The sequence below is a fragment of the Moritella sp. 5 genome (assembly GCF_018219455.1).
GTDB lineage: Bacteria > Pseudomonadota > Gammaproteobacteria > Enterobacterales > Moritellaceae > Moritella.
In genome coordinates this window covers 583,517-608,264 of sequence record NZ_CP056122.1, presented here as the reverse complement: position 1 = coordinate 608,264, position 24,748 = coordinate 583,517, and the positions used below count along the sequence as shown (strand labels likewise).

General features: G+C 40.2%; 23 protein-coding genes. 11 read left to right on the top strand and 12 right to left on the bottom strand.

Annotated features, from left to right (window positions below):
* Nucleotides 1-16: 16 nt before the first annotated feature.
* The 8 genes from rseP to rpsB all read right to left on the bottom strand — a co-directional run bounded on the left by rseP (nt 17) and on the right by rpsB (nt 7,614).
* Entirely contained in the window at nt 17-1,372 is a 1,356-nt protein-coding gene (rseP, locus tag HWV01_RS02855) for a sigma E protease regulator RseP (RefSeq protein ID WP_211673981.1), read from the bottom strand.
* Nucleotides 1,369-2,565, bottom strand: coding sequence for a 1-deoxy-D-xylulose-5-phosphate reductoisomerase (gene ispC, locus HWV01_RS02850; RefSeq protein WP_211673980.1), 1,197 nt, complete (start codon nt 2,563-2,565; stop codon nt 1,369-1,371). Before ispC ends, rseP begins: the two co-directional genes overlap by 4 nt.
* A gap of 12 nt (nt 2,566-2,577) precedes the next feature.
* On the bottom strand, nt 2,578-3,474 hold the full coding sequence (locus tag HWV01_RS02845; RefSeq protein WP_211673979.1) for a phosphatidate cytidylyltransferase: 897 nt from the start codon (nt 3,472-3,474) through the stop codon (nt 2,578-2,580).
* Nucleotides 3,475-3,532: 58 nt separating this feature from the next.
* Entirely contained in the window at nt 3,533-4,303 is a 771-nt protein-coding gene (gene uppS, locus HWV01_RS02840; RefSeq protein ID WP_211673978.1) for a polyprenyl diphosphate synthase, read from the bottom strand.
* Nucleotides 4,304-4,371: 68 nt separating this feature from the next.
* Nucleotides 4,372-4,929: a ribosome recycling factor gene (gene frr, locus HWV01_RS02835; protein WP_211673977.1), complete on the bottom strand. Its 558-nt coding sequence runs from the start codon at nt 4,927-4,929 to the stop codon at nt 4,372-4,374.
* 153 nt (nt 4,930-5,082) lie between these two features.
* Entirely contained in the window at nt 5,083-5,820 is a 738-nt protein-coding gene (gene pyrH, locus HWV01_RS02830; protein WP_211673976.1) for a UMP kinase, read from the bottom strand.
* Between the two features lie 77 nt (nt 5,821-5,897).
* Entirely contained in the window at nt 5,898-6,776 is an 879-nt protein-coding gene (gene tsf / locus HWV01_RS02825; RefSeq protein WP_211673975.1) for a translation elongation factor Ts, read from the bottom strand.
* A 109-nt stretch (nt 6,777-6,885) separates the two neighbouring features.
* Nucleotides 6,886-7,614 carry a 30S ribosomal protein S2 gene (gene rpsB, locus HWV01_RS02820; RefSeq protein ID WP_211673974.1) on the bottom strand — a complete coding sequence of 243 codons (729 nt, stop codon included), beginning with the start codon at nt 7,612-7,614 and terminating at the stop codon, nt 6,886-6,888.
* A 484-nt stretch (nt 7,615-8,098) separates the two neighbouring features.
* Between rpsB and map the strand changes: the two genes are divergently transcribed.
* The 3 genes from map (at nt 8,099) to dapD (ending at nt 12,827) form a co-directional block, all read left to right on the top strand.
* Entirely contained in the window at nt 8,099-8,938 is an 840-nt protein-coding gene (gene map, locus HWV01_RS02815; RefSeq protein WP_211673973.1) for a type I methionyl aminopeptidase, read from the top strand.
* 89 nt (nt 8,939-9,027) lie between these two features.
* On the top strand, nt 9,028-11,643 hold the full coding sequence (gene glnD / locus HWV01_RS02810) for a bifunctional uridylyltransferase/uridylyl-removing protein GlnD (protein ID WP_211673972.1): 2,616 nt from the start codon (nt 9,028-9,030) through the stop codon (nt 11,641-11,643).
* A 152-nt stretch (nt 11,644-11,795) separates the two neighbouring features.
* On the top strand, nt 11,796-12,827 hold the full coding sequence (dapD, locus tag HWV01_RS02805; protein WP_211673971.1) for a 2,3,4,5-tetrahydropyridine-2,6-dicarboxylate N-succinyltransferase: 1,032 nt from the start codon (nt 11,796-11,798) through the stop codon (nt 12,825-12,827).
* Between the two features lie 60 nt (nt 12,828-12,887).
* On the opposite strand, the gene ptsG is transcribed toward dapD, so the two are convergent.
* The 3 genes from ptsG to HWV01_RS02790 form a co-directional block, all read right to left on the bottom strand.
* The gene (gene ptsG / locus HWV01_RS02800; RefSeq protein WP_211673970.1) at nt 12,888-14,315 is read right to left on the bottom strand and encodes a PTS glucose transporter subunit IIBC; all 1,428 of its coding nucleotides are present in this window, start codon (nt 14,313-14,315) and stop codon (nt 12,888-12,890) included.
* 439 nt (nt 14,316-14,754) lie between these two features.
* Entirely contained in the window at nt 14,755-15,510 is a 756-nt protein-coding gene (truC, locus tag HWV01_RS02795) for a tRNA pseudouridine(65) synthase TruC (RefSeq protein WP_211673969.1), read from the bottom strand.
* 41 nt (nt 15,511-15,551) lie between these two features.
* The gene (locus HWV01_RS02790; RefSeq protein ID WP_211673968.1) at nt 15,552-15,878 is read right to left on the bottom strand and encodes a YqcC family protein; all 327 of its coding nucleotides are present in this window, start codon (nt 15,876-15,878) and stop codon (nt 15,552-15,554) included.
* A gap of 148 nt (nt 15,879-16,026) precedes the next feature.
* Here HWV01_RS02790 and HWV01_RS02785 point away from each other — a divergent pair, with 148 nt between their 5' ends.
* The 5 genes from HWV01_RS02785 (at nt 16,027) to HWV01_RS02765 (ending at nt 18,990) form a co-directional block, all read left to right on the top strand.
* Nucleotides 16,027-17,082 (top strand): DUF3549 family protein, encoded by a 1,056-nt coding sequence (locus tag HWV01_RS02785; protein WP_211673967.1) that lies wholly within the window; start codon nt 16,027-16,029, stop codon nt 17,080-17,082.
* A 51-nt stretch (nt 17,083-17,133) separates the two neighbouring features.
* Nucleotides 17,134-17,430 (top strand): DUF3301 domain-containing protein, encoded by a 297-nt coding sequence (locus tag HWV01_RS02780; protein WP_211673966.1) that lies wholly within the window; start codon nt 17,134-17,136, stop codon nt 17,428-17,430.
* Nucleotides 17,431-17,494: 64 nt separating this feature from the next.
* A complete protein-coding gene (locus tag HWV01_RS02775) occupies nt 17,495-17,722 on the top strand; it encodes a DUF2789 domain-containing protein (RefSeq protein WP_211675630.1) in 228 nt (75 codons plus the stop codon).
* Nucleotides 17,723-17,795: 73 nt separating this feature from the next.
* Nucleotides 17,796-18,125 carry a DNA-binding protein gene (locus tag HWV01_RS02770; protein ID WP_211673965.1) on the top strand — a complete coding sequence of 110 codons (330 nt, stop codon included), beginning with the start codon at nt 17,796-17,798 and terminating at the stop codon, nt 18,123-18,125.
* Nucleotides 18,126-18,222: 97 nt separating this feature from the next.
* On the top strand, nt 18,223-18,990 hold the full coding sequence (locus HWV01_RS02765; protein ID WP_211673964.1) for a Zn-ribbon-containing protein: 768 nt from the start codon (nt 18,223-18,225) through the stop codon (nt 18,988-18,990).
* Nucleotides 18,991-19,067: 77 nt separating this feature from the next.
* Here HWV01_RS02765 and syd read toward each other — a convergent pair whose 3' ends face one another.
* On the bottom strand, nt 19,068-19,637 hold the full coding sequence (syd, locus tag HWV01_RS02760) for a SecY-interacting protein (protein ID WP_211673963.1): 570 nt from the start codon (nt 19,635-19,637) through the stop codon (nt 19,068-19,070).
* A 163-nt stretch (nt 19,638-19,800) separates the two neighbouring features.
* On the opposite strand from syd, the gene queF reads away from it, so the two are divergent.
* The 3 genes from queF (at nt 19,801) to HWV01_RS02745 (ending at nt 24,712) form a co-directional block, all read left to right on the top strand.
* On the top strand, nt 19,801-20,655 hold the full coding sequence (queF, locus tag HWV01_RS02755; RefSeq protein ID WP_211673962.1) for an NADPH-dependent 7-cyano-7-deazaguanine reductase QueF: 855 nt from the start codon (nt 19,801-19,803) through the stop codon (nt 20,653-20,655).
* Nucleotides 20,656-20,818: 163 nt separating this feature from the next.
* Nucleotides 20,819-23,101, top strand: coding sequence for a lipopolysaccharide assembly protein LapB (locus HWV01_RS02750; protein ID WP_249185422.1), 2,283 nt, complete (start codon nt 20,819-20,821; stop codon nt 23,099-23,101).
* A gap of 90 nt (nt 23,102-23,191) precedes the next feature.
* Nucleotides 23,192-24,712, top strand: a complete 1,521-nt coding sequence (locus HWV01_RS02745; protein WP_211673961.1) for a GGDEF domain-containing protein — start codon at nt 23,192-23,194, stop codon at nt 24,710-24,712.
* Nucleotides 24,713-24,748 lie beyond the last annotated feature (36 nt).

Below are 24,748 nucleotides of genomic sequence, written 5' to 3'. Positions count from 1 at the left end.
AATGCAATTCAATGACTTATAAACGAGAAAAATCATTAAATAAGGCAAGTCCCGTTAATAGCATAATTATGACTGAACCAACTTTGAAACCGACTTCTTGGATCTTTTCAGATACAGGTCGACCAGTGATAAGTTCAAATGTGTAAAATACCAAATGACCACCATCTAGTACAGGAAGTGGCATTAAATTCATTAAACCCAGATTAACACTAATCAAGGCGAGGAAACCCAAAAAGTAAACCAAACCATAGTCGGCACTGGCTCCGGCACTTTTGGCAATGGAAATCGGTCCACTTAAATTGTTCAGCGAAATATCACCTGTCACTAAACGGCCAATCATCTTAAACGTTAGCGCAGTAAGTTGCCAAGTACGCTCAACAGACTGCTGTACAGAATCTAGAATACCATATTGAATATCAACAAGATAATCTTCAGGATAACTCGCAACAACAGGGGCAACGCCTAAATAACCTTTTAATATCCCATCCGTACCAATTTTACCTTTTGGCATAACATTTAATTCTAGCTGCTGGCCATTTCGAAGTATGGTTACAGCTAACATTTTATCAGGGCTGTTTTGAATCTTTTCAACCAACATTAGCCAGTTATCAATCGGTTGTTGTGCGACCGCAATAATTCTATCTCCGGTAAGCAGACCACCTTTCTCACCAGCGCTACCTTTAATCACTTGCGCTAATTCTTGACTCACAGCTGGTTGATAAGGAGTCAAACCAACGCTTTTTATCGGCGACTCGCGCTCAGGATCAAATTTCCAATCCCGTAAATCTATTTGACGAGACACGGTGTAGTTAGTGTCCTCAAGATATAACTGAACAGCCATCGATGGTTCACCCATGTGTTCAATTATTTTAAGGCTTACATCATTCCAATCTTTTACTTCTTGGTCATCAATCGCGGTTATAATAGCCTTGTCAGTAACACCCGCTTGTGCCATCACCGAATGAGGAGCAACCTCACCAATCACAGGTTTCACACTCGGCACACCGATCATGAACATAAACCAAAATGCAACAATGGCTAATGCAAAGTTTGCTAAAGGCCCAGCGGCAACAATTGCTATTCTGGCTAGTACAGGTTTACGATTGAATGATTGAGATTTTAATGCTTCAGGTACGTCATCAACACGCTCGTCGAGCATTTTAACAAAACCACCGAGCGGGATCATTGCAACTACATATTCAGTGCCATCTTTACCCGTACGCATCCATAGGGTTTTACCAAAACCAATCGAAAAACGTAATACTTTAACGCCGCATCGACGTGCCACCCAGAAGTGGCCAAGTTCATGTATAGCAACCAAAATACCTAGGGCAATAATAAATGCACCTAAATTCCATAAAGACGATATCATTTTGTTACTCTATTAATTGTTTGTTGTGCTGCTGCTCGAGCCATGCAATCAATATCAATCAAGCCATCAATATTATTGGGTTCAGAGATGGTCATCGCATCTAATACAGTCTCGTTTACACGAGCAATATCAGTGAAACCAATCTGACCGGTTAAGAAGGCGTCTACCGCGATTTCATTCACAGCATTTAACGTCGTTGTCGCAGCTTGACCTTGATAGCAAGCATCAATCGCCAATTTCAAGCAGGGATAACGCGCATAATCAGGCTTTAAAAACGTTAATTCACCCATTTCAAAAAAGTCTAATGGTTTTATACCAGAAGGCACTCGCTGTGGATAAGCCATTGCATGAGCTATTGGCGTGCACATATCCGGTTCACCCATTTGTGCTAATACTGAACCATCAGTATATTGCACCATTGAGTGAATCACTGACTGCGGATGAATCACCACTTGAATTTGTGCTTCATCCGCATTAAATAACCATTTCGCTTCAATATATTCGAGACCTTTATTCATCATGGTAGCAGAATCAACTGAAATCTTCTGCCCCATTGACCAATTAGGGTGTGCACAGGCTTGTGCTGGCGTGACTGCTGATAAATCAGCAATATCACTATAGCGGAATGGACCACCTGAACCGGTTAATAAGATCTTACTGATCCCCTCAGCAACCAGATCACAAAAACCCAAATTAGTTTGTACCGCAGTTGGCATTGCTTGAAAAATAGCATTATGTTCACTATCGATTGGCAATAATTCAGCACCACTGGCTTTTACTTCTTCCATAAATAAAGCGCCAGACATCACTAACGCTTCTTTATTTGCTAGTAGTATCCGTTTTCCCGCGCGAACAGCGGCTAAGGTTGGCATAAGACCTGCCGCGCCGACGATTGCTGCCATCACCATGTCGGCATCGTCAAGCGTAGCAACCTGACATAATGCATCCATTCCAGAAAGCACTTCAGTAGAGCAATTAAGTGATTTAAGTTGTTGCGCTAACTGGCCTGCTGCAACATCATTAAGCATAACGGCGTAGCAAGGTTTAAACTCTAAACATTGCGCCAGCATCTCAGCAACATTACTATTAGCCGTTAAAGCCTGTACCCGAAAGCGCTCAGGATTTTGACGAATAACTGCAAGGGTACTTTTACCGATCGAGCCGGTTGCACCCAGTATCGTTAATCCAATCACAATAACGCTCCCTTAAAACCAAACTAAATAAATAACAGCAAATACCGGTAATGCAGCAGTTAAACTATCAATCCGATCAAGGATACCACCGTGGCCAGGTAATAATGTACCACTGTCTTTTACACCCGCTTCACGTTTAAACATACTCTCGTTAAGATCACCTAATGTTGATGAAATTGACGTTACAAAGCACGTGAACAGAACTACGACAAGCTTAGAGCCATCAAGTTCCCCTGAAGGTGATACAGTCATCACAACTGCAGCAATTAACGCAATAATCATTGATACTGCAACACCACCAAGAAAACCTTCACGCGTTTTACCAGGGCTAACTTTTGGTGCTAGTTTATTCTTACCGAATTTTTTACCGGTAAAGTAAGCACCCGAATCCGCGCCCCACACTAAGAACATCACGAGCATCACTAACCACGCACCTGACAACTGGTCATGCGCATAATCATAAGAGCGTAGTGCTAACATAGCCCAGAAAAAAGGCACTAGCGTAACGATACCAAACACAACTTTAACAAGTGTATTTTTAGTCCATACTTTAGCGCTATTTGGATACGTCAAAACTAATGCTGCACAAATTAACCACCACACTGCACCGACAGTTAAAATACCTTTGACTAATGGTACTAAAACAATTTCACCATCAGTAACTTGCCAGATATTACGAACATCAGGTGGAATAACTAATAATGATGCACCAAGAATAAGGGAATAGCCAACAATCAAAGCATTGGGTAATTTACTGTTATTCTTATCAACCAATACAGCCCATTCTTTTGTTGCTAAGATAAAAACACCGGCGATTGCAAGCGCATACCATTGCAGGGGTAACAAAAAAATAGCGGCAAGCGCTAATGGCGCTAAAATTAACGCGGTCGTAATTCGTTGCTTAAGCAAAGTTGTTCTCCTATTGAAAAGTACTCAGAATGAGAGCTAAGTACTTACTTATATGTGTTTATTGCTGCTTTGTTAAAATAGCTCTGACTTGTTCGCCAGTACCGCCAAAACGACGTTCTCGGTTTACAAAGCTAAAGATGGCATCTTCAAAGGCTATATTGTCAAAATCAGGCCATAATATATCACTGAAATATAATTCTGCGTAAGCCAATTGCCATAATAGAAAATTACTAATTCGATGATCACCGCCAGTACGGATCATCAGATCCACGGCAGGCTGATCAGCCATTGCGACGTGTTGACCCAGCATTTTATCATCAATTTGTTCAAGACTAATTGCACCAATTTTAACGGCTGCAGCAATTTTCTTAGCTGCATGTGCAATATCTGATTGGCCACCGTAATTGGCTGCAATATTAAGGGTTAACTTAGTATTATTCATGGTTAATGCCTGAGCTTCAGCGATCTTGGTTTGAATGGCAGGACTAAAGGCAGATATATCGCCGATGATGTTTAGACGGATTTGATTTTTATGTAGTTTTTTAACTTCTCGAGTTAACACTGTCATGAATAACTTCATCAACATGCTAACTTCAGCTTCAGGTCGACGCCAATTTTCACTGCTAAAAGCAAATAACGTAAGTGATTTAACTCCAATAGTTAATGCACTACTCACAACTTGGCGAACAGATTTCACGCCTTCATGGTGACCTTTAATACGTATTTTTCCACGCTGCTCAGCCCAACGTCCATTGCCATCCATGATGATCGCAACATGCTTGGGTTTCGAGTCATTAACTAACGCTTCGAGTTCGCTGGTGTTTACCATTACAATTTCTATCCATCAAAAATTAAAACGCCGTGTCAAAACACGGCATTTTAAAGCATGTAAATAAATTACACTTCCATTAAGTCTTTTTCTTTATCTGCCAATACAGAATCAACTTGCTTGATATATGTATCAGTCAGTTTTTGAATATCATCTTGTGCACGACGCTCGTCATCTTCGCCGATTTCTTTTTCTTTTAGTAGTGCTTTAATATCACCATTCGCATCACGACGGATGTTACGGATCGCCACACGGCCTTGTTCAGCATCTCCACGCACAACTTTGATTAAGCTCTTACGACGCTCTTCAGTAAGTGCTGGTAATGGAATACGGATATTCGTACCTGCAGACTGTGGGTTAAGACCCAAATCAGACATCATGATTGCTTTTTCTACCGCTTGTACCATAGTCGCATCAAATACAGTAATGCTAAGTGTACGTGAATCTTCAGTACCAACATTACCAATTTGGTTTAGTGGAGTGTTAGCGCCATAGTAAGAAACCGTAATACCGTTTAGGATACTTGGGTGTGCACGGCCAGTTCGAACTTTAGATAGTTGACCTTTCAATGCTTCGATACTTTTGCCCATTCGGGTCTGAGCGTCATCTTTAATTTCGTTGATCACAACGTCTTCCTTAAATTTGTCGAGCAGTGCTTAACACTGTCTTATCTATGAGAATTTACTTACTTAGTGTAAATCAATTCAATTTAGAGATCTTGTTATAATCCCTCTAAACTTTAAACTATTGTATTTATTTACTGAATTTGAGATCCAGTTTTATTTCTTTGCTGCATTTGAAATCAATGTGCCTTCAGCTTCACCCATGATAACACGACGTAAAGCACCTGGCTTAGTCATGTTAAATACACGCATAGGTAAGTCATGGTCACGCGCCATAGTAAACGCAGATAAATCCATGATTTTAAGTTCTTTTTCTACAACTTCACGATACTCAAGATTAGCGTAGAATTCAGCATCTGGGTTTTTCACTGGATCTTCAGAGTATACACCGTCAACTTTTGTTGCTTTCAATACAATATCAGCTTCAATTTCAATACCACGTAAACACGCAGCTGAATCAGTTGTACAGAATGGGTTACCTGTACCCGCCGAGAAAATAACAACTCGACCAGTTTTTAATAAGCTAATTGCTTCAGCCCAATTATAGCTGTCACATACGCCACGTAATTCAATTGCAGACATTAAACGAGCATTCACATAAGCACGGTGAAGTGCATCACGCATTGCTAAGCCATTCATCACAGTCGCTAACATGCCCATGTGATCGCCCACTACACGGTTCATACCCGCTTCAGCCAGACCTGCACCACGGAATAGGTTTCCGCCACCAATAACCAAACCAACTTGAACACCTAACTCAACAATTTCTTTGATTTCTTGTGCCATGCGATCCAGAACTTTAGGATCAATACCAAAATTCTCGTCTCCCATCAGCGCTTCACCGCTAAGCTTTAATAAAATACGACGATATGCAGGTTTCGGGTTGGTAGTCATAATGATCTCTTTATCCTAATTGTGGAAAAACCGCAGCCTAAGCCGCGGTCTGTATTAAATCTTAAGCAATAATTAAATTATGCTTTTTTAGCTGCTGCTACTGTAGCTGCAACTTCAGCGGCGAAATCGTCTTCCGCTTTCTCGATACCTTCACCCACTTCGATGCGGATAAATGTTTCAACGTCTGCGCCTTCTTCTTTAAGAAGTTGACCAACAGTTTTTGAAGGTTCCATGATGAAAGCTTGGCCAGTAAGGCTAACTTCACCAGTGAATTTCTTCATACGACCAACAACCATTTTCTCAGCGATTTCTTGTGGTTTGCCACTGTTCACTGCGATTTCGATTTGGATCGCTTTTTCTTTTTCAACTACAGATGCAGGAACATCTTCAGGTTTAACGAACTCAGGCTTAGCTGCTGCTACGTGCATAGCAAGTTTCTTAGCTAATTCTTCATTACCACCTTTAAGTACAGTAACAACACCGATAGTGCCGCCGTGTACGTATGCAGCCATGTTGTCACCTTTAACTACAACTGAACGACGAACATTGATGTTCTCGCCAATTTTAGCAATTAGGTTAGCACGCGCTTCTTCAACTGTTAATTCAGCGTCAAATTTAGCGGCTAGTAGTGCTTCAGCAGTGTTAAATTCACCAGCGTGAGCAACTTCAACAACTTGGTTAGCAAATGCTAAGAAGCTTGCATCTTTTGCTACGAAATCTGTTTCTGAGTTGATTTCAACTAGAACAGCAACGCCGTTAGCAACTTTAGTTTTAACAACGCCTTCAGCAGCAATACGACCTGCTTTTTTAGCCGCTTTTACAGCGCCTGATTTACGCATGTTTTCGATTGCTAATTCCATGTCGCCTTCAGCAGCAACAAGCGCTTTTTTACAATCCATCATGCCTGCAGCTGTACGTTCGCGCAGTTCTTTAACCATTGCAGCAGTAATTGCCATGGGTAATTTCCTCAATTTCTTATACGAAAAAAAACAGGAGCCATACGGCTCCTGTTAACTAAATAGTGCACTTAGTTAATAAGAGCATCGATCAAATCGAAAAGCTTTATTATTTAGCTTCTTCGATGAAATCGCTTTCAGCTTGTGCAGCGATGTCTTGATTACGGCCTTCGTTTACACTTGCAGCTACTGCGCCAGCGTAAAGTTTGATAGCACGGATCGCATCATCGTTACCAGGTACAACAAAATCGATGTTGTCTGGGTTTGAGTTAGTATCAACGATAGCTACTACTGGGATACCTAGGTTGTTAGCTTCTTTAATAGCGATGTGCTCATGGTCAGCATCGATAATGAAAAGAACATCAGGTAAACCGCCCATAGTTTTAATACCACCAAGGCTTTTCTCTAGTTTGATCATTTCACGAGTGTTCATTAGAGCTTCTTTTTTAGTAAGTTGCTCGAATGTACCGTCTTGTGATTGTGCTTCTAGAGTAGTAAGACGTTTGATTGATTGACGAACTGTTTTCCAGTTAGTCAACATACCGCCTAACCAGCGATGATCAACGTAGAACTGGTCACATGAAAGTGCAGCTTCTTTGATTGTTTCGCCAGCAGCTTTTTTAGTACCAACAAAAAGAACTTTACCTTTTTTGTCTGCAACGTTCTTGATAAAACCAAGTGCGTCGTTGAACATAGGAACAGTTTGCTCTAGGTTGATGATATGTACTTTACTACGAGCACCAAAGATGAATTGCTTCATCTTTGGGTTCCAGTAACGAGTTTGGTGACCGAAATGAACACCGGCTTGTAGCATATCGCGCATTGATACTGTAGACATTTTAAATTCCTTAAATTTGTATGGGGTTAGGCCTCCACACATCCCATTTTTTCGACCTTTATTTCTAACTAAAAGCGAGCTAAAGCAAGCAATTAACAAACAAAATAAAAGCACCCCGACAAATGTGACGATGTGTGTGTGATTTATATAAAATTTATGTGTATGAGATTTAGCAAATAACCAGTTACAGACATTTACCAAATTCATTGCGCGCTTTATATCATATTTAGATAAATAGCACAAATTTTGTGGTGGTCTTTTTGCGGTTGGTCCAGTAAATAAATACACCGACTAACCTTTAATCTAGCGGCTTAGTAGGATATTTATCGGCATTAAATTAATTATTTATTTATCCCTGAATACCGATGAATAGCAGGCGCTTAAATAGAGTCATTAATCCACAAAAAAAATTTAGGCTTCTTACTCTCATTAGCGTTACAATAATAGCTATAAAACAAAAAACCTACATATTAAAGAGTGAAAAATGAGCGTAATCATTAAAACTGAAGATCAAATCGAAAAAATGCGCGTTGCGGGTAGATTAGCAGCACAAGTACTAGAAATGATAGAACCGTTTGTAGTTGCCGGGGTGACTACTCAGGAATTAAATGATCGTTGCCATGAATTCACTTTAGCAAACGACGCATTATCTGCACCACTGTTCTACCCAAGTTATGATGAAAATGATGACACAGCATTTCCAAAATCGATCTGCACATCAATTAACAGTGTTGTTTGTCACGGTGTGCCAGATGACCGCCCGTTAGAAAATGGCGACATCGTTAACCTTGATATTACCGTCATCAAAGATGGCTTACACGGCGATACATCCAAAATGTTTCTCGTTGGTGACGTTTCACCACGTGATAAGCAGCTATGTCGTATTGCGCAAGAAGCATTATACGAAGGTTTACGTCAAGTTAAACCAGGTACGCGTTTAAGCCGTATTGGTGAGATCATTGAGAAAAAAATCAAGACTCATAATAAAGCGAACCCAACACGTAAATACTCAATTGTAGAAGAATACTGTGGTCACGGTATTGGTGAAAAATTCCATGAAGAACCACAAGTATTACATTACAAATCACGCTTCAACGAAAGCAACCAAAATCTAGTGCTTAAAGAAGGCATGTGCTTCACGATTGAACCTATGATCAACGCGGGTAAAAAACACAATGAAGTCGCCGATGACCATTGGACAGTGTTAACCAAAGACAATAAAAACTCAGCGCAATGGGAACATACGATTGTTGTAACCAAAGACGGTTGTGAAATTATGACATTACGTGATGAAGAAACTATTCCGCGTATCTTAAAAAACTAAAAAATAGATAACGCTAATGTTATATTAGCCAACATGGGATCAGCGGCCTGCTGCTCCCATCTCTCTATCGAACTCCAGGAAGGCGTCGTATGGATCCAACTCAATATGCCCCCGCATTACTCTTAGATGAAGAGTTAACACTTCGTCATTGTAAATCACACATGCAAGAGTTTCAGGCTTGGCTTGAACAACGATTTTTTGGTGGTGATGATATTATTGCGTTAGTATCTTGCCGCGCAGAATACATGGATCAGTTACTCAACCGCCTTTGGCAAAAGTTTGGTTTGGCAAAACAGTCTGAACTCGCTTTGGTTGCCGTTGGAGGGTATGGACGTGGTGAATTACACCCTAAATCAGACATTGATTTACTCATTACAACAACCTTGCCATTAACCACAGAACAAGAGCAGGCAATATCACTCTTCATCACTATGTTATGGGATTTACGCTTAGAGGTTGGCCACAGTGTTCGCACCATTAATGAATGTTTAGAGCAAGGTTTAGCTGATATTACTATTGCGACTAATTTATTAGAGTCGCGCTTGATCACGGGTTCTGAAGACACTTACGCACAGTTACAAGACATTATAGATCCTGAAACTTTTTGGCCAAGCCAAGATTTCTTCCAAGCCAAGCATGAAGAACAACTCGCTCGTCATCACCAATTTAAAGGTTCATCTTATAACTTAGAGCCTGACCTAAAGAGCAGTCCCGGAGGCTTGCGCGATTTACAGACTATTCTGTGGATCACCCGTCGTCATTTTGGCTCAAATAGTTTCTTCGAATTAACTAATCACGGGTTTTTAACCAAAGGGGAATACCACGAGCTTGAAGATTGCCAAAATTTCTTATGGCGAGTACGCTTTGCGCTGCACCTAGGTTTAAAACGCTGTGATAACCGCCTATTATTCGACAGGCAAACCACGGTCGCAGAAGCACTCGGTTACCGCGGTGAAGGTAATCAAGCTGTCGAAACCATGATGAAACAGTTTTATCAGACTATCCGCCGGGTCACCGAGCTAAATGAAATGCTGTTGCAGCTATTTAATCAAGCGATCCTCGGGCATGTGGGGATGGATGTGCGCAATATTACCGCAGACTTTCAACTCCGTGGTAGTTTAATTGATACCACCAGCACCGACCTATTTACGCGTCGCCCGAGTGCCATTATCGAATTGTTTTATCATATTGCGGATAACGAACATATCACTGGCATTTATGCGAGCACCATTCGTGAATTACGTGACGCCAGACGTAAGCTCACGACCTGGTTAGAAGATATTCCCGAGTGTCGTGAACAGTTAATGCAATTATTTAAACATCCCAACGCGTGCGGCTTAGCAATAACATTAATGCACAAGCATGGGGTTATTGCTGCCTATATTCCACAATGGAGTCGCATCCTCGGCCAAATGCAGTTTGATTTATTTCATAACTATACTGTGGATGAACATACCCACCGTTTAGTGAAGATCATTAACTCTTACAAATGGGACAAGACCAAAGAAACCCATCCATTGTGCTGCGAGATATTCCCACGTTTAGAAAAACCGGAATTATTGATCATTGCGGCCATTTTCCACGACATAGGGAAAGGCCAAAAGGGCAATCACTCTGAAATCGGTGCTATAGACGCCCGCGCATTCTGTAAGAAACACGGGATCAATAAGGCTGACCGAAAAATGGTGTCTCGATTAGTCAAATACCATCTATTAATGTCCGTAACCGCACAACGTCGTGATATTCACGATCCAGAAATCATTACCGAGTTCGCTCGGACCATTGGTGATCAAGAACATTTAAATTACCTTTATTGCCTTACTGTCGCCGATATTTGCGCGACGAATGACAGCTTATGGAATAATTGGAAAGGTTCACTGCTACGTGAATTGTATTTCTTAACTCAACAAGCATTACGCCGAGGTTTAGAAAATCCACTCGATGCAAAATTCAGAATTAGAAATAATAAAGATACTGCGTTGGCCTTCTTGGAAAATAGCCGTTTTAGCACTGAACAGATCCAAGCATTGTGGACCACATTTCGTTCCGAGTATTTTTTACGTAATGATCCCAGTCAGATCTGTTGGCATACGACAGGTATTCTCAATCACGAAGATCCCACTCAACCACTGGTTCTGATCAGTCAAAATAGTACCCGCGGTGGTAATGAAGTATTTATTTATGCCAAAGACAATAAGCATTTGTTCGCTTCAGCTGTATCTACATTAGGGAATAAAAACTTAAACATTCATGATGCGAAAATCACCTCAAGCCGTAATGGTTATGTACTCGATAGTTTCGTGATCTTGGATCAAACCGGTGATACTCTTGCTACGGATCGTGTTTATGCATTACAAGCAGCATTAGAGACGGTATTAAAGACAGGTAAAGCGCCTGTATTAAGAAAACAGCGTATTCCACGACAAATTAAACAGTTTTCAGTAAAAACCAAAGTAACGTTCTTAGCAACCAAGAAAAAGCGTACTTTTGTCGAGATCATCACCTTAGATACCCCAGGGCTACTAGCCCGAATCAGTGCTATTTTGAGCTCAGAAAATATTATGCTGCATAACGCCAAAATTTCAACTATTGGTGAGCGCGCAGAAGATTTCTTCATTATTTCGGGTAATAACAATCAGCCGCTATCACCAGAACAGCAAGCGGAATTACGCCATAATTTGATTACCGCATTGGCTGATAACTAATTGCTCTAAAAATAACAATGGTAATTTTCTTTGAAACAACAAAGACAAATGTGATAGAACTAACGGTAATATTGTAATAAATAGAAAAAATACTCAGATCCGGCGTGATGTATGAATATCACGCCCTTATTCTAAACGGAGATTTCTCAGCTATGGCCACTTTTTCACTCGCTTTCGGTAGTACTACTAAAAATACTGCAGGTAAAATTATCGAAGCTTTTTTCCCTAATCCTCTGCTAAACCCAAGTGACAAACTGGTTGCCGACATTAGTGAAATAGTTAATTACTCAGGTCAAAATCAAGTCATTGAAGTAACGCCAGCACACGCAACACAACTTGCAACTGCATTCGCCGCAAATGATGATGCCGCTAATGCTAAATTTGCAACAGCCGCAGCGAACAGCAAACAACCACTTGTACTTGTTATACTTGCTACGGATGAAAAACCCACATCTGTTGCAGAAGGTTATCTGAAGCTACAACTGATTTCACATCGCCTAGTTAAACCACATGGAACGGTACTTGACGGTATCTTTGGTCTATTGCATAACATCGCATGGACTAACCAAGGCCCTATCGATTTACCTGAGCTTGCAGAGCGTCAAATTGAAGCACGTCTTGCAGGTGAAGTATTGACCGTGAGCTGTGTTGATAAATTCCCTAAAATGACAGATTATGTGGTACCTACAGGTGTACGTATTGCGCATACTGCGCGTGTGCGTTTAGGTGCTCACGTTGGTGAAGGCACAACTATCATGCATGAAGGCTTTGTTAACTTTAATGCTGGCACAGAGGGTGTAAGCATGATTGAAGGTCGTATATCTGGGGGTGTTATAGTTGGTAACGGTTCTGACATCGGTGGCGGCGCATCTATCATGGGGACATTAAGTGGCGGTGGCCAATTAGTTATCTCGATGGGCGAAAATTGCTTACTTGGCGCAAACGCTGGTTTAGGTATACCACTCGGTAACCGCTGTACCATTGAAGCAGGCTTATACATTACAGCTGGTTCTAAAGTTCAAATGCTAGATGCAAGTAACCAAGCTGTAGAAGTAGTTAAAGCACGTGATTTAGCCGGTAAAGATGACTTGTTATTCCGTCGTAATTCAATCTCAGGCACGATTGAATGTTTAACCAATAAATCAGCGGTTGAACTAAACGCAGAGCTACATTCAAACAACTAGTTTTTAGATTCACAAAAAAGCCACTGCAAGTGCAGTGGCTTAACTCAATCTAGTGAGTCATTATAGCGTGTTGATATAGTCTTCCATATCAGTACGTAGATTATCAGACTTAGTACCGAAGATAGCTTGAATGCCACTGCCTGCGACAACTACCGCTTTAGCACCAAGTTGTTTTAGCTTGTCTTGATTAACATTATCAACCGAATTAACGCTTACTCGTAGTCGAGTAATACAGGCATCTAGGTTAGTGATGTTATCTTTACCACCGAATGCCGCAACTAATTCAGCCGCCATTTCATCTGTAGATACCGCAACTGCAGCAACCTCATCGTCATCCTCGCGACCTGGTGTTTTCAAGTCCAGCATACGGATCACTGTACGGAATACGATATAATAGATAATCGCATAAATAACGCCTAGACCGACTAACAGCAGCATATTTTCAGCGTGAGGAGCTTGTACTACAAAATCAATAAAACCGTTCGAGAAGGTATGACCGTGAACAATACCCAAAGAGTTCGTTAATACATACGCAAGGCCTGCAAGTAAAGCATGGATTGCATAAAGTACAGGAGCAATAAATAAGAATGCAAATTCAATTGGTTCAGTAATACCCGTTAAGAATGACGTCAACGCAGCAGATGCCATAATACCCATGACTTTAGCGCGATTTTCAGGTTTCGCAGAATGCGCAATCGCAATTGCCGCAGCTGGCAAACCAAACATTTTAAATAAATAACCACCAGCAAGTTGACCAAAACCATTACCCGCAGCACGTGTTGCATCATCAGCAGTTAGGAAACACGTCATAATACCATGCACAACTTCACCAGCATTATTGGTACAAGTACCCGCTTCATAGAAAAATGGTACATTCCAAATATGGTGTAAACCAAATGGGATCAGCGCACGTTCAACAACACCGTAGATACCAAACGCCAATGTAGGATTTTGATGGGCTGCCCAGTCTGAGAAAGTGCTGATCACCGCACCAATTGGTGGCCAAACAACAGAAAGTAACGCTCCAAGCGCAATGGCACAGAAACCCGTGATGATTGGCACAGCACGCTTACCGGCAAAGAAGCCCAAGTATTCAGGCAATTGGATCCGATAGAAACGGTTAAATGCCCAACCAGCTAAGCCACCAACAAAGATACCACCAAGTACACCAGTGTTAATACTTTCAACGCCCATCACTGTCGACATTACGTTTAACGTGGCGGTCATGATACCGTAGCCAACAATAGCAGAAAGGCCTGCAACACCATCATTTTTGGTAAAACCTAAGGCAACACCAACGGCAAATAGCAACGCCATCTGACCAAATACCGAGCCACCAGCTTGCTCCATTAATTGTGAAACAACTTCAGGTAAAAAACTAAAGTTGGCCGCACCAACACCTAATAAAATACCTGCAACCGGTAACACCGATACAGGTAACATTAATGACTTACCTACTTTCTGTAGATTTGCAAACGCGTTACTCATCTCTCACTCCTAATAGTGAACAAACTAAATATTACTGCAACAGCGAGCTGAGACAGTTGAAATTTGTTGAGGATGCATGGCTAGCTTCCTTTGTTGCGTTAACTATAGCCTGCCAAAAACAATAGTCATAACAATTACCGGATCGACAGTTTAGATTTGAATAGCCACTCACAATGGTACAAAACGGTACAATTGGGCGTACTTTTTAATGACGGCGTCAGTACATAAACAACCAAGATGATTGCATAGACGGCTTTTGCTTTAGGAAATGCGTTACAAAGCTGTAATTTAGCCTGGAACACAGTAAAAGAATGGGTGTTGGCGTATTAGTGAAGATTAATGAAATAAAAAATAACCGATGATGATATCAGTTTTACAGATAAACTTACGTAACAAAGTGTAGCCTAAGTTTATCTGTACGTTAACAATCGAAAAAACGCTATTTTTCTGCTGTTTGCGGTAAATAATTACTTTCTTGTGCAGGCCAACCAAATTGCTCGAATAACCCTAATACTTCTTCACCAACGGCGGCTTCGATATGTACAGGCTGCTCTGTAACTGGGTGAATAAAAGATAATGATTTTGCAATAAGTAACAGACGTGACAACTCAAAGTGCTCGCGATAAAACACATTATGACGACCATCACCGTGGGTAGTATCGCCCACTATTGGGTGGAATAAATGCTTCATATGACGACGCAATTGGTGTTTACGACCTGTTTGAGGTTCAAGTTCCATTAAGCAATAACGACTCGTCGGGTGGTTTTTACTTATCGCATACGGAATTTCCACCTGATGCAAAGGTTTATAATGCGTTACAGCCTCTTGTGCTTCTTTATCTTGCGTTGCTTGCTTATCCGCAATCTTATCGAGTTCTACTTTCAGGGCGTAATCTAATGTCCCCGTTTCATTTATCCAACCACGTACCACAGCAAGGTAACGTTTAGTTAACTCATGAGCCTGAAATATCTCGCTCATCTGTCTTGCTACTTCGCTTGATAATGCAAATAACAATACGCCTGATGTGGGTCTATCTAAACGATGTACAGTATAAACATGCTGACCAATCTGATCACGTACCATTTGCATAGCAAACTGAGTTTCATGACTGTCTAACCAACTGCGATGAACTAACAAACCTGCTGGTTTATCAATCGCGACCAAGTATTCATCTTGATATAAAATATCTAACATTATGCTTTATTACCTAATTCGCTTTATTTAACTATTTTTATTTAATTCTTTTTATTTAACAGCTGATCAAACGATAAGATCAGGGCTAATAACTCTCGCGTATCCGCAGGTACTGCTTTAAAGGCTTCTTCCGCCATCGGGTGGATTGCCATTTTATTTGGTAATGGCATTTGCATCACCACCAGTTGTTCCATTTTCACTAAAAAAATAAACTGCAACCAATCTGTAAAAGGCATGGTATCAACACAAAATGGCGTCGTACTCGCGAAGGCTTCCGCACTTGGTGTAACATCATTCCATAAAGCCTTGCTTTTCAATTCAGCTTCAATCGCCACTAATAACTGCTGAGCCTGCAGATAGATCGTCATAATATTATCTCATGAAACAAATTTAGCGGCATTATACGCCAGCCACGACCAGATACAAAAGCGCATCGTAATCCAATTCGCATCTTGATAAGGTTTGCGTATAATACTCCGATACTTAAGCTCCACTTTTAACTTGGACACATTGATCATGGCAAATATGCATACCCTCAACACGCTATCGGAATTTCTGTTACAAGCAAAGACTCAGTTCCGCGTGTATGATATGGGTCGTAAGATCAGCAAAATTTCTACCGACGACTTTATGCAATTTGAATCCGCACAGCAAGCTTATCCAGCGCCACTACAACGCCATGCTCAATTTGCCATTACCTTTTGGAACAAAAATGAGAATAATCAGCATTACATCTGGTTTCTTAAGTTCCCACTTGATGAGCAAGGTTTACTTATCCAAGGTACACGTAACACCTTCCTCAACATGGTTGTTGACTCGCTTGGTCTGATGTTAGAAAAAACCCCCAGTAAAGAAGAACAAGAACACCTAGCCACCAACCCATACGTATTCAAACCAAGCACAGATAAAGTGGCTATGTTAAACGCGGTCATCAACCGTGATTTTATTCGCCCAGAAAGTAAATACTACCCAACGGCCCACAACTATTTTGCCAATAAGCTTGGTTTTGAGCAATGGCAAGATGTCGGTGTACAAGGTATTTGTGATATCGCCACACGTTTAAACCGCGATAATAATGCTGAGCACCTTGCAGCTGCATTACCAAAACTGCCAACTGAACCTTTATATTCACTTTGTCTGGCGCTTGAACATGAAGCTTTACCAACAATCATAAGTGAAGCCTTAGCGCAGTTAATAAGCCAAGAAGTAGCACAAGAGAAACCCGATGATGTACGTTTATCAATGTTGATACGTGCATTATCAAGCGCTCCTGCACAAGGCCTACGTACCGCACTCTACCCAGCGCTATTTAAACATAACGACATTAGCCAAACAATTGTCGCGTTAGCGGGACGTTGCTGGCACGACTTTAATGACGACACACAGCTATTGGCGTTCTTTGAAGCCGCGGTACAACAGCAACAAGGCGAAGAACTGTTTATCTACCTATTCTCTGATTTAGTTGCAATACCAAGTCTACGTAATAAAGTATTAGCCATGCTGCGTAACCCTGAGCGCAGTAATACGCTTGGTAGTGCTATCGGATTGCTGTTTCGTCAAAAACGCAGCTAATAATTAGCGTAATACCAAATAAGACAATCGTCATTACGGAGTAAATTGAATATGGGAAGTTTGTTAGCCATTGTTGTTGGGTTTATCGGGGTAGTGATCTTTATACACCTGCGTAAACAATCAGAACAAGCCAATGCATTGATTAAACAGTATTGTGAGCAACAGCAATTACAGTGGCTAGCAACAGCACAAGCGGGTATTTCTTGGTTTCCACATAAGGGAAGCTTATTCCGTTATAAGTTTAATTTTGACTTTAGCAGCAACGGCGAAAACGCATATCAAGGAACATTGATCATGGCTGGGCCAAGGGTTTTACACTTTGTCGTCCCCCCTTATGCAATAGATTAACCGTGATAAACTAACGCTGTTGCTCATCTCTGGCTATACTGAAAAAAAACACAGGAGCCAGATGATGTTTTTAGCCACGCAAACCTTAGAAATGCTATTTGCGCAACTCGGATTAGAAAATGACGAGTTGAGCATGAAACGCTTTATTCATCAGCATAAATTACAATCCGGTGTATTATTATTTGAAGCGCCATTTTGGAACGATTCGCAAGCGATGTTTCTCAAAGAAGCCATTTACGAAGATGCCGACTGGGCTGAAGTGATTGATCATCTTGATGCTATGCTGCGTTGATAATCAAACCTAGAGGTCTCATTTGCCATTGTTACGCTAATCACACAATCAGAGATACGGAAGAAGGAATACCATGAGCCTACAACACATTGTCGATGCCGCAAACCAGCTTGCTCTCGAAGGAAAGAAGCCCTCAATGGCACTGATTAAATCACGACTCACACAACCAGCAAACATGCGCGATATTATTGAGACTCTAAAAACATGGCGCTTTGATCCGAATGCAGTCGTCCCACCAAAAAATACGCCTGCATCTACGAGTATAGATGTAGCAGATCCAACCGCAGCGCTGATTGCAACCGCGATCGCATCGGTACGCGAAGAGATTGCACCACTACGCCAGGAAGTGAGCGAGCTAAAAGCTGAAATAATCGAATTGAAAAAAGCCCTATTAACGCAATAACGCAATAACGCAATTATACCAACCACACGCTACTGACGATTGTTATTAAATCAAAAATAAATAAAACAATGCCAGTAGCCGTCATTGAGAGAATACCTTGTTTACTGCAGAACTCACTTTTGAATGTTACCAAGACACCACTATTGATGCTGTCGATAGTGCGATTACCCAACTTATTGACGCCTTACGCTACAACGGCCAAATACTTGGTCGAGAATTTCCAACCAGTATGGATGACGGCCTCTTTACCACCCGTGTCGTCTGTCCTGAAGAAGAAAGCCTACACCCAAGACATCATTCCAGCATTGTTGAAAGACGCTTACAAGCCTTAAGTGAGGCAGGTTTACTCGCGCCTAAGATCCGTCTGACAGGCATGGATTTACATTCAGATAATACTGATCCTTGTCAGCAACCTGAATGGCAAGTGTTATATACCCATTATCTCAGTACTTGCTCACCTTTACGTTGCGGAGAACATCTCGCCCCTATCCCACTATATAAGTTACCAACACCAGCGATAGGTGATCACCAAGCGTTGTTACGTTGGCAAGTCGATTGGAGTTCAACAGATGAACTGCAAATGCACGGCACCACATTAAAACAAGCCTGTAGTGAAACCTTGACGGATATGAAGAGCCCGTTAAATAATGCTGGATGGCAACTCGCTAAAGATATTGAGCAACAAACGAATATCCCAACCTATTATTATCTTTATCATTTAGCGGATGCAGCAGAACAAGAAGATCAAGCACAAACGCGTCCTTGCCCAAGCTGTGGCGGTGAATGGCAATTGGAAGTTCCATTACACGGTATCTTTGATTTTAAATGTGAGCCTTGCCGTTTATTATCCAATTTACCTTGGTAGCAGCTAACAAAACATAAGATTGCCAAGAAACAGCGCGAGTTAATACTTGCGCTGTTTAATAAAAATGAAACAGCGGTTTACTGTTCGAGTAAGACAGGTGTTAATTGACCAATAAACGTCGCTAGGTCTGGCGCTAATACTTCAGAAATGCCTTTCCCCAGCACTTCACGCACGACTTCACCACTGACGTTATCTAGTGCAATGATCTGCATGTCATCCGCACAACTAGCAATAAACAGCGTCGGCGGCTGTTTTAGGGTTTTCTTCATCATTAAATGCGCGATCGTATTTTCTTGCAAACGCTCAAAGTCATCGGTACTCCATACTTGTACCAATTCAATAATCTCATCATTAAAACGTGCAGGCATATGGTCACTGAAATAAGCGCCAAAAAAATCGGCGATCTGCGAGTCAAGCTCGATACTTAACGCCGACTCAATATTACTAAATGATGTTATCTCATCACGTTTTACTGGCAACCAAGCTTTATTACCCGCAAGCAGTTGAGGATTATTTGAATCCGCAATAAAGCACGGTGAATCCCACTCTGGATCAAACGCCTGTTGTGGTAAATAATCTTGTGTTAGCCAAAGTTGTTCACAACGCGCATAAAAAGCAATCAATGCATCGGTTACAGCTGAAGTCATTATATTCCCCATAAAAATGATTAAATCTGCTATAGCATATCACTACGCAGTAAAATTTATTACAATCTCGCCACTGATAAGTAAATTAACTATACCCAAACTACCTGAATATGCACCTTGAGGGAGCTTGGCTATATTACGCGCTAACCGATGAGAATAAACCATGACAATTACAAACCGTTACCAAGATTCAACTGCACTGGATAAATTAAACCTAGGGCAAAAAACGGAATACATATCTCAATACCAACCTAGCTTGTTACAACCAGTGCCAAGACAATTAAATCGCGATGATCTTGCATTATCCGATCAATTGCCTTTCACGGGTTGCGACTTATGGAATTTATATGAGCTGTCTTGGTTAAATAGCAAAGGTAAGCCAATCGTAGCGGTTGCAGAAGTTAAAGTTTGTGCTACATCAGTAAACTTAATCGAATCAAAATCATTCAAACTCTACTTAAACAGTTTTAACCAAACCCGTTTTAGCTCTACAGCAGAAGTAACCGAAACACTACAACGCGACTTAGGAGCCTGTGCACAAGGCCCTATTGAAGTGGTTATGTTTGATGATTTAGATAAAGCGCCAAGTCAAATCACAAAAATAACAGGTACATGCATTGATCATCTGGACATTGATGTTGATGATTATGAATTTAATGCCGACTTGCTCAACGCCGCAGCAGACAACAATAGTGTTGTTAACGAAGTTGTTTACAGCCATTTATTAAAATCAAATTGCCTCGTAACCAATCAACCCGATTGGGGCAGTGTTTATATTGCTTATCAGGGAAATAAAATCGACCAGGAAGCTTTATTACGCTATTTAATCTCATTTCGTCAGCATAATGAGTTTCATGAGCAATGCGTAGAACGTATTTTTACGGACATTATGCACTTTTGCAAACCAGAGCAATTAACTGTATATGCACGCTATACCCGCAGAGGCGGGCTGGACATAAACCCATTTAGAACCAATTGTAATGCTAAAATAGGTAATATTCGCTTAATCCGCCAATAACATGCCCGAGACTGGGTATTTTTTAAATATCCAGTCATTAACAAAGCCAGTAAAATAGTTTAGTATTTGAAGGCTGCAATCAATACTATAAAATCTTCTATCAGTATAAGATTACAGCACCAACCTCACTCAGGTGGAGGCCTGAATTAGCAAAGGAAAGCTAATGTTAATAAGGACATGTGATCATAAGAATGTGATAGCAGCCTTTCTATTCGATATCAAACACATGATTTTACGTTTTGTTTATGCTCTTGTATTTCTTCTCTTTAGCACGACTGCAGCTGCCAGTTTATTTGATCAGCTGATCTTACCGAATGAACTCAAGCGCAGTCAGTCTGTGCAATACAGCCAACCTTATCAATGTATTCAAATTATTGATGAATTTTTACAAACACAAAAACAAGACATCATCACTGAAGTCTCTCGTATGAGTAAAATCAGAGAAAAATCGGTAACGCCTTCAGATCTTGCGCTCATCAAACAACAAAAAGCACTCTGCTATTTCTATGCAAATAATATCGGTCAAGCCGTTGTTACGCTCGATAAAATGCTCGCTGAAAAATCGAATTCCGTACCACTGCATTTAAAACAACAAAGTTTATTAATCAAAAGCCATATTCTAGCACAATCTAATACGCTCGCTAATTTCCAACTTGCACAAGAAACTATTAACAAAGTCATCGATAGCATGAATGACAATACTTATAACCCTACTGCTAATGGCTCTTTTGCACTCAAGATTATTTCCGGTGAGATTGCTTTAAAACTCAATAATTACGAAGAATCAATGCAACTATTTCGCGAAGCTGAACAATATGGTGTCCAAACCCCACTCACGAACAATGCCGCTTGGGCTGCTTACGCAATTGGGTATAATTACCAACAGCAAAATAAATTAACCTTAGCGATTAATTTTTACAATAAAGCCCAACAAAAACTACTTGATAACCAAGATACCCTCAATGGCCTACTAACTAAAAAAATGAGCCAAGCCTATATCGCCCAAGACAACTTTAAATTAGCGATCAGCTTTGCCAATCAATCTGCCCAGTACTATCAAAATCTGGGCAACAAATTACAACTCTCCGATTCTTTATTAGCACTTGCCAGTATGCATCGTAAAATTAAGGAATATAACTTATCGCTCGTTTATTATTTTAACGCACTCGATTTACTGAAGGTGTATGATGAGAAAAACAAATTAAACGCAGTCTATTTCGAAGTGGGTAAAACTTACTTACAAATGGGCAACTATAGTTTAGCCGAACAATATTTATCGAATGCAGAGCAGTTGTTTTACAGTAATGGTCAAACAGATTTATTACTTGAATCACTCGTACATCTCGCTAATTTAGCGATTCAACAACAACATTACGACACCGCATTAATACGTTTAAATAAAGCGTTATCGCTCGCCAGTAAACTAAACAATAGTAAACAATTTGAAACCGTCTATCTGTATCTTGCGACAGCCTATGAAGAAACAGATCAATATGCGAAAGCCCTCGACAGTTATAAGCAGTTTATACGTTATAACAAGCTCTCTCATTTTGAAGCAAAAAAAGCATTTCCCGTATCGAATCAACACAAAGAAAATAATGAAATAAAATCGCAAAAGATAAACCAATTACAAGCGCAAGTACTCAAGCTAAAACAATCAAAACATAATTTGGTGATTAATGTTTTCTTACTTGCTTCAATCATGCTGATTATTCTTTATTTGTACTACATCAATACGCAAAAAATGAAATTACAAAAACAAGATGTTGAGCAGTTAGAGAATAACTACAATATTCATTCAAATACAGGCTTGAATAACATCCACAGTCTGAATCAATATATACCGACGCCACTGCAAGAAGCACGATTTTATTCTGATTGGGAATATTCAGATAAGCAAAACAATGTACATAGCTGCGCAATCATTAGTCTCGATTTTTTACTTCCTTTACGTCAAAAATTCAGCCTTTCACTAGTAAATAAAATAGAAACGGAATTAGGCGCATATTTAAAACATCAACTACATGATTCAGAACGCTTATTCCAGTTGAACGACACCCAATTATTATTGATTAAGAAAGTAAACAAAAATTACGATCCAGCCATCATTGCCGACCGAATCTTAGACTGGTTCGAGCAATTTGATTGCCAGCTTAATTTTGACAAAGATATTTCGATTGGTATGGTTTCCCACCCCTTCTTATTTAAATACCCAACGGCAATAGACAGTAAAAAACTGTTAAATATTGCCACCTTAGCTTTGTCAGGTGCGATCCAGTTAAGTCGCAAACATAAGAGAAATAGTTGGGTTAAATTAAGTGCCTTGACCTATACACAACCGGCATTTTTCCATGGTGATATCTGGAATAGATCCAAACAAGCCATTGAAAAAGGCTTAGTAAAAGTCACCTCATCAACAGACAAAAATGATATTAATTGGCTGTAAGCTTACATTTTAACACCAAACTATTTTATAGATGTATATATAGTGGTAAGCTAATCTTCATCTTTGATTTAACTTATGTGAAAAGTATTCATGCAGACATCACAAGATTCGCACTCAGCAACACAGCAAAGTGATGCCAGCGGGTACACTAAAATTAACACTGCCATGTTATTAGCATTTATAAATCGTTTACTGGGTGCCACGCGAGGTATCGATACCGAGCTAAACATTGAAGTAAGTAAGCTAAAAGCAATTCTTGAACGCAGTGCGTCTGACAATGATCTTATCACTCAAATCAAACAGGTTGAGCGTCAAGTGATGCTACAACCACATATCTTATCCGATACCTTAAAAATTGGTGATGGCGCTACAATTCAAGCCACTAAATCATTGATTAATTTGTTACAGGACGATCCAAAACTCACCGCCGAGTTGCAATTACTATTAGCAGAGCCCAAAGTTACTGCAGTGGCGGAATTGCAAACGAAAGTACAATCGCTATTCTGCATTTACCAGAGCGCAATCAAGAATTTACAAAACAATCGCAGTAATAATGGCGGTGTAACGGCAACCATACACAAAAAAATATGTGACGATTTACAACGCTTAATCAATGAACTTGATTTTGCCGGTGGGTTTGGCTCAAATCTTCAAAAAATTCGCCAACGTTTATTGCAAGGTGTCGAAATCCATGAGCTAGTTGATATCTGTTTGCAGATAATCAACAATATTATCGAAGGGGCACGTGAAGAACGCTTAGCATCGAAGACGTTTTTACATGCGATTGTCGAAGAACTCAATAATATCGCTTATAAGTTTGATAACTCATTAGTTGATAGTAGTAAAATAAATAAAAAACAAATGAGTTTGTTGGAAAATTTAAAAGAGCGAATTGATATTTTAGACTTAGATATCAGTACTTGTGAAAACTTAGAAGACACGAAGTTACACGTTCAACAAGGGCTTGAAATCATCTCGAGTAGTATCCAACAACAAGAACAATTACTACAAGAAAAAATTCGATTAGAACAACAAATAAAAGCAGTTCAGAGCCAACTTGAGCAACTCAAAAAAGAAACATTACTACATACACAACGCTTAGAAGCACAACAACATAAACTGTACCTTGATTCTTTAACGCAAGTATACAATCGCACAGCATTAGACGAACGCTTTAAACTTGAGTTTAAGCGTTGGCTACGTTATCAAACCAACACTACAATCGCGATTATCGACATTGATCACTTTAAAAATATCAATGATACCTTTGGTCATATTGCGGGAGACAAAGCCCTTAAAATAGTCGCTAGAGCCTTACAAAAATCGATTAAGAGTAAAGATTTTATCGCCCGCTTTGGTGGTGAAGAATTTGTCGTATTACTTGCCGATTTAGAACCACATGAAATACAAGCAATTTTAGATAACCTGCGCAAGACAATTAAAAATATACCATTTAGATTTAAAGGCGAACAAATCTCAATAACAATCTCAATTGGTGCAACTCAATTTGCACCAGAAGACAATGAAACCGTTGAGCCTTTCGAGCGAGCGGATAAAGCCTTGTATCAAGCAAAAAGCTCAGGACGAGATAAAGTTATCATTAGCAACTAAACTTAATGAGACCTGCGGTAATAAGTACGTCCATAT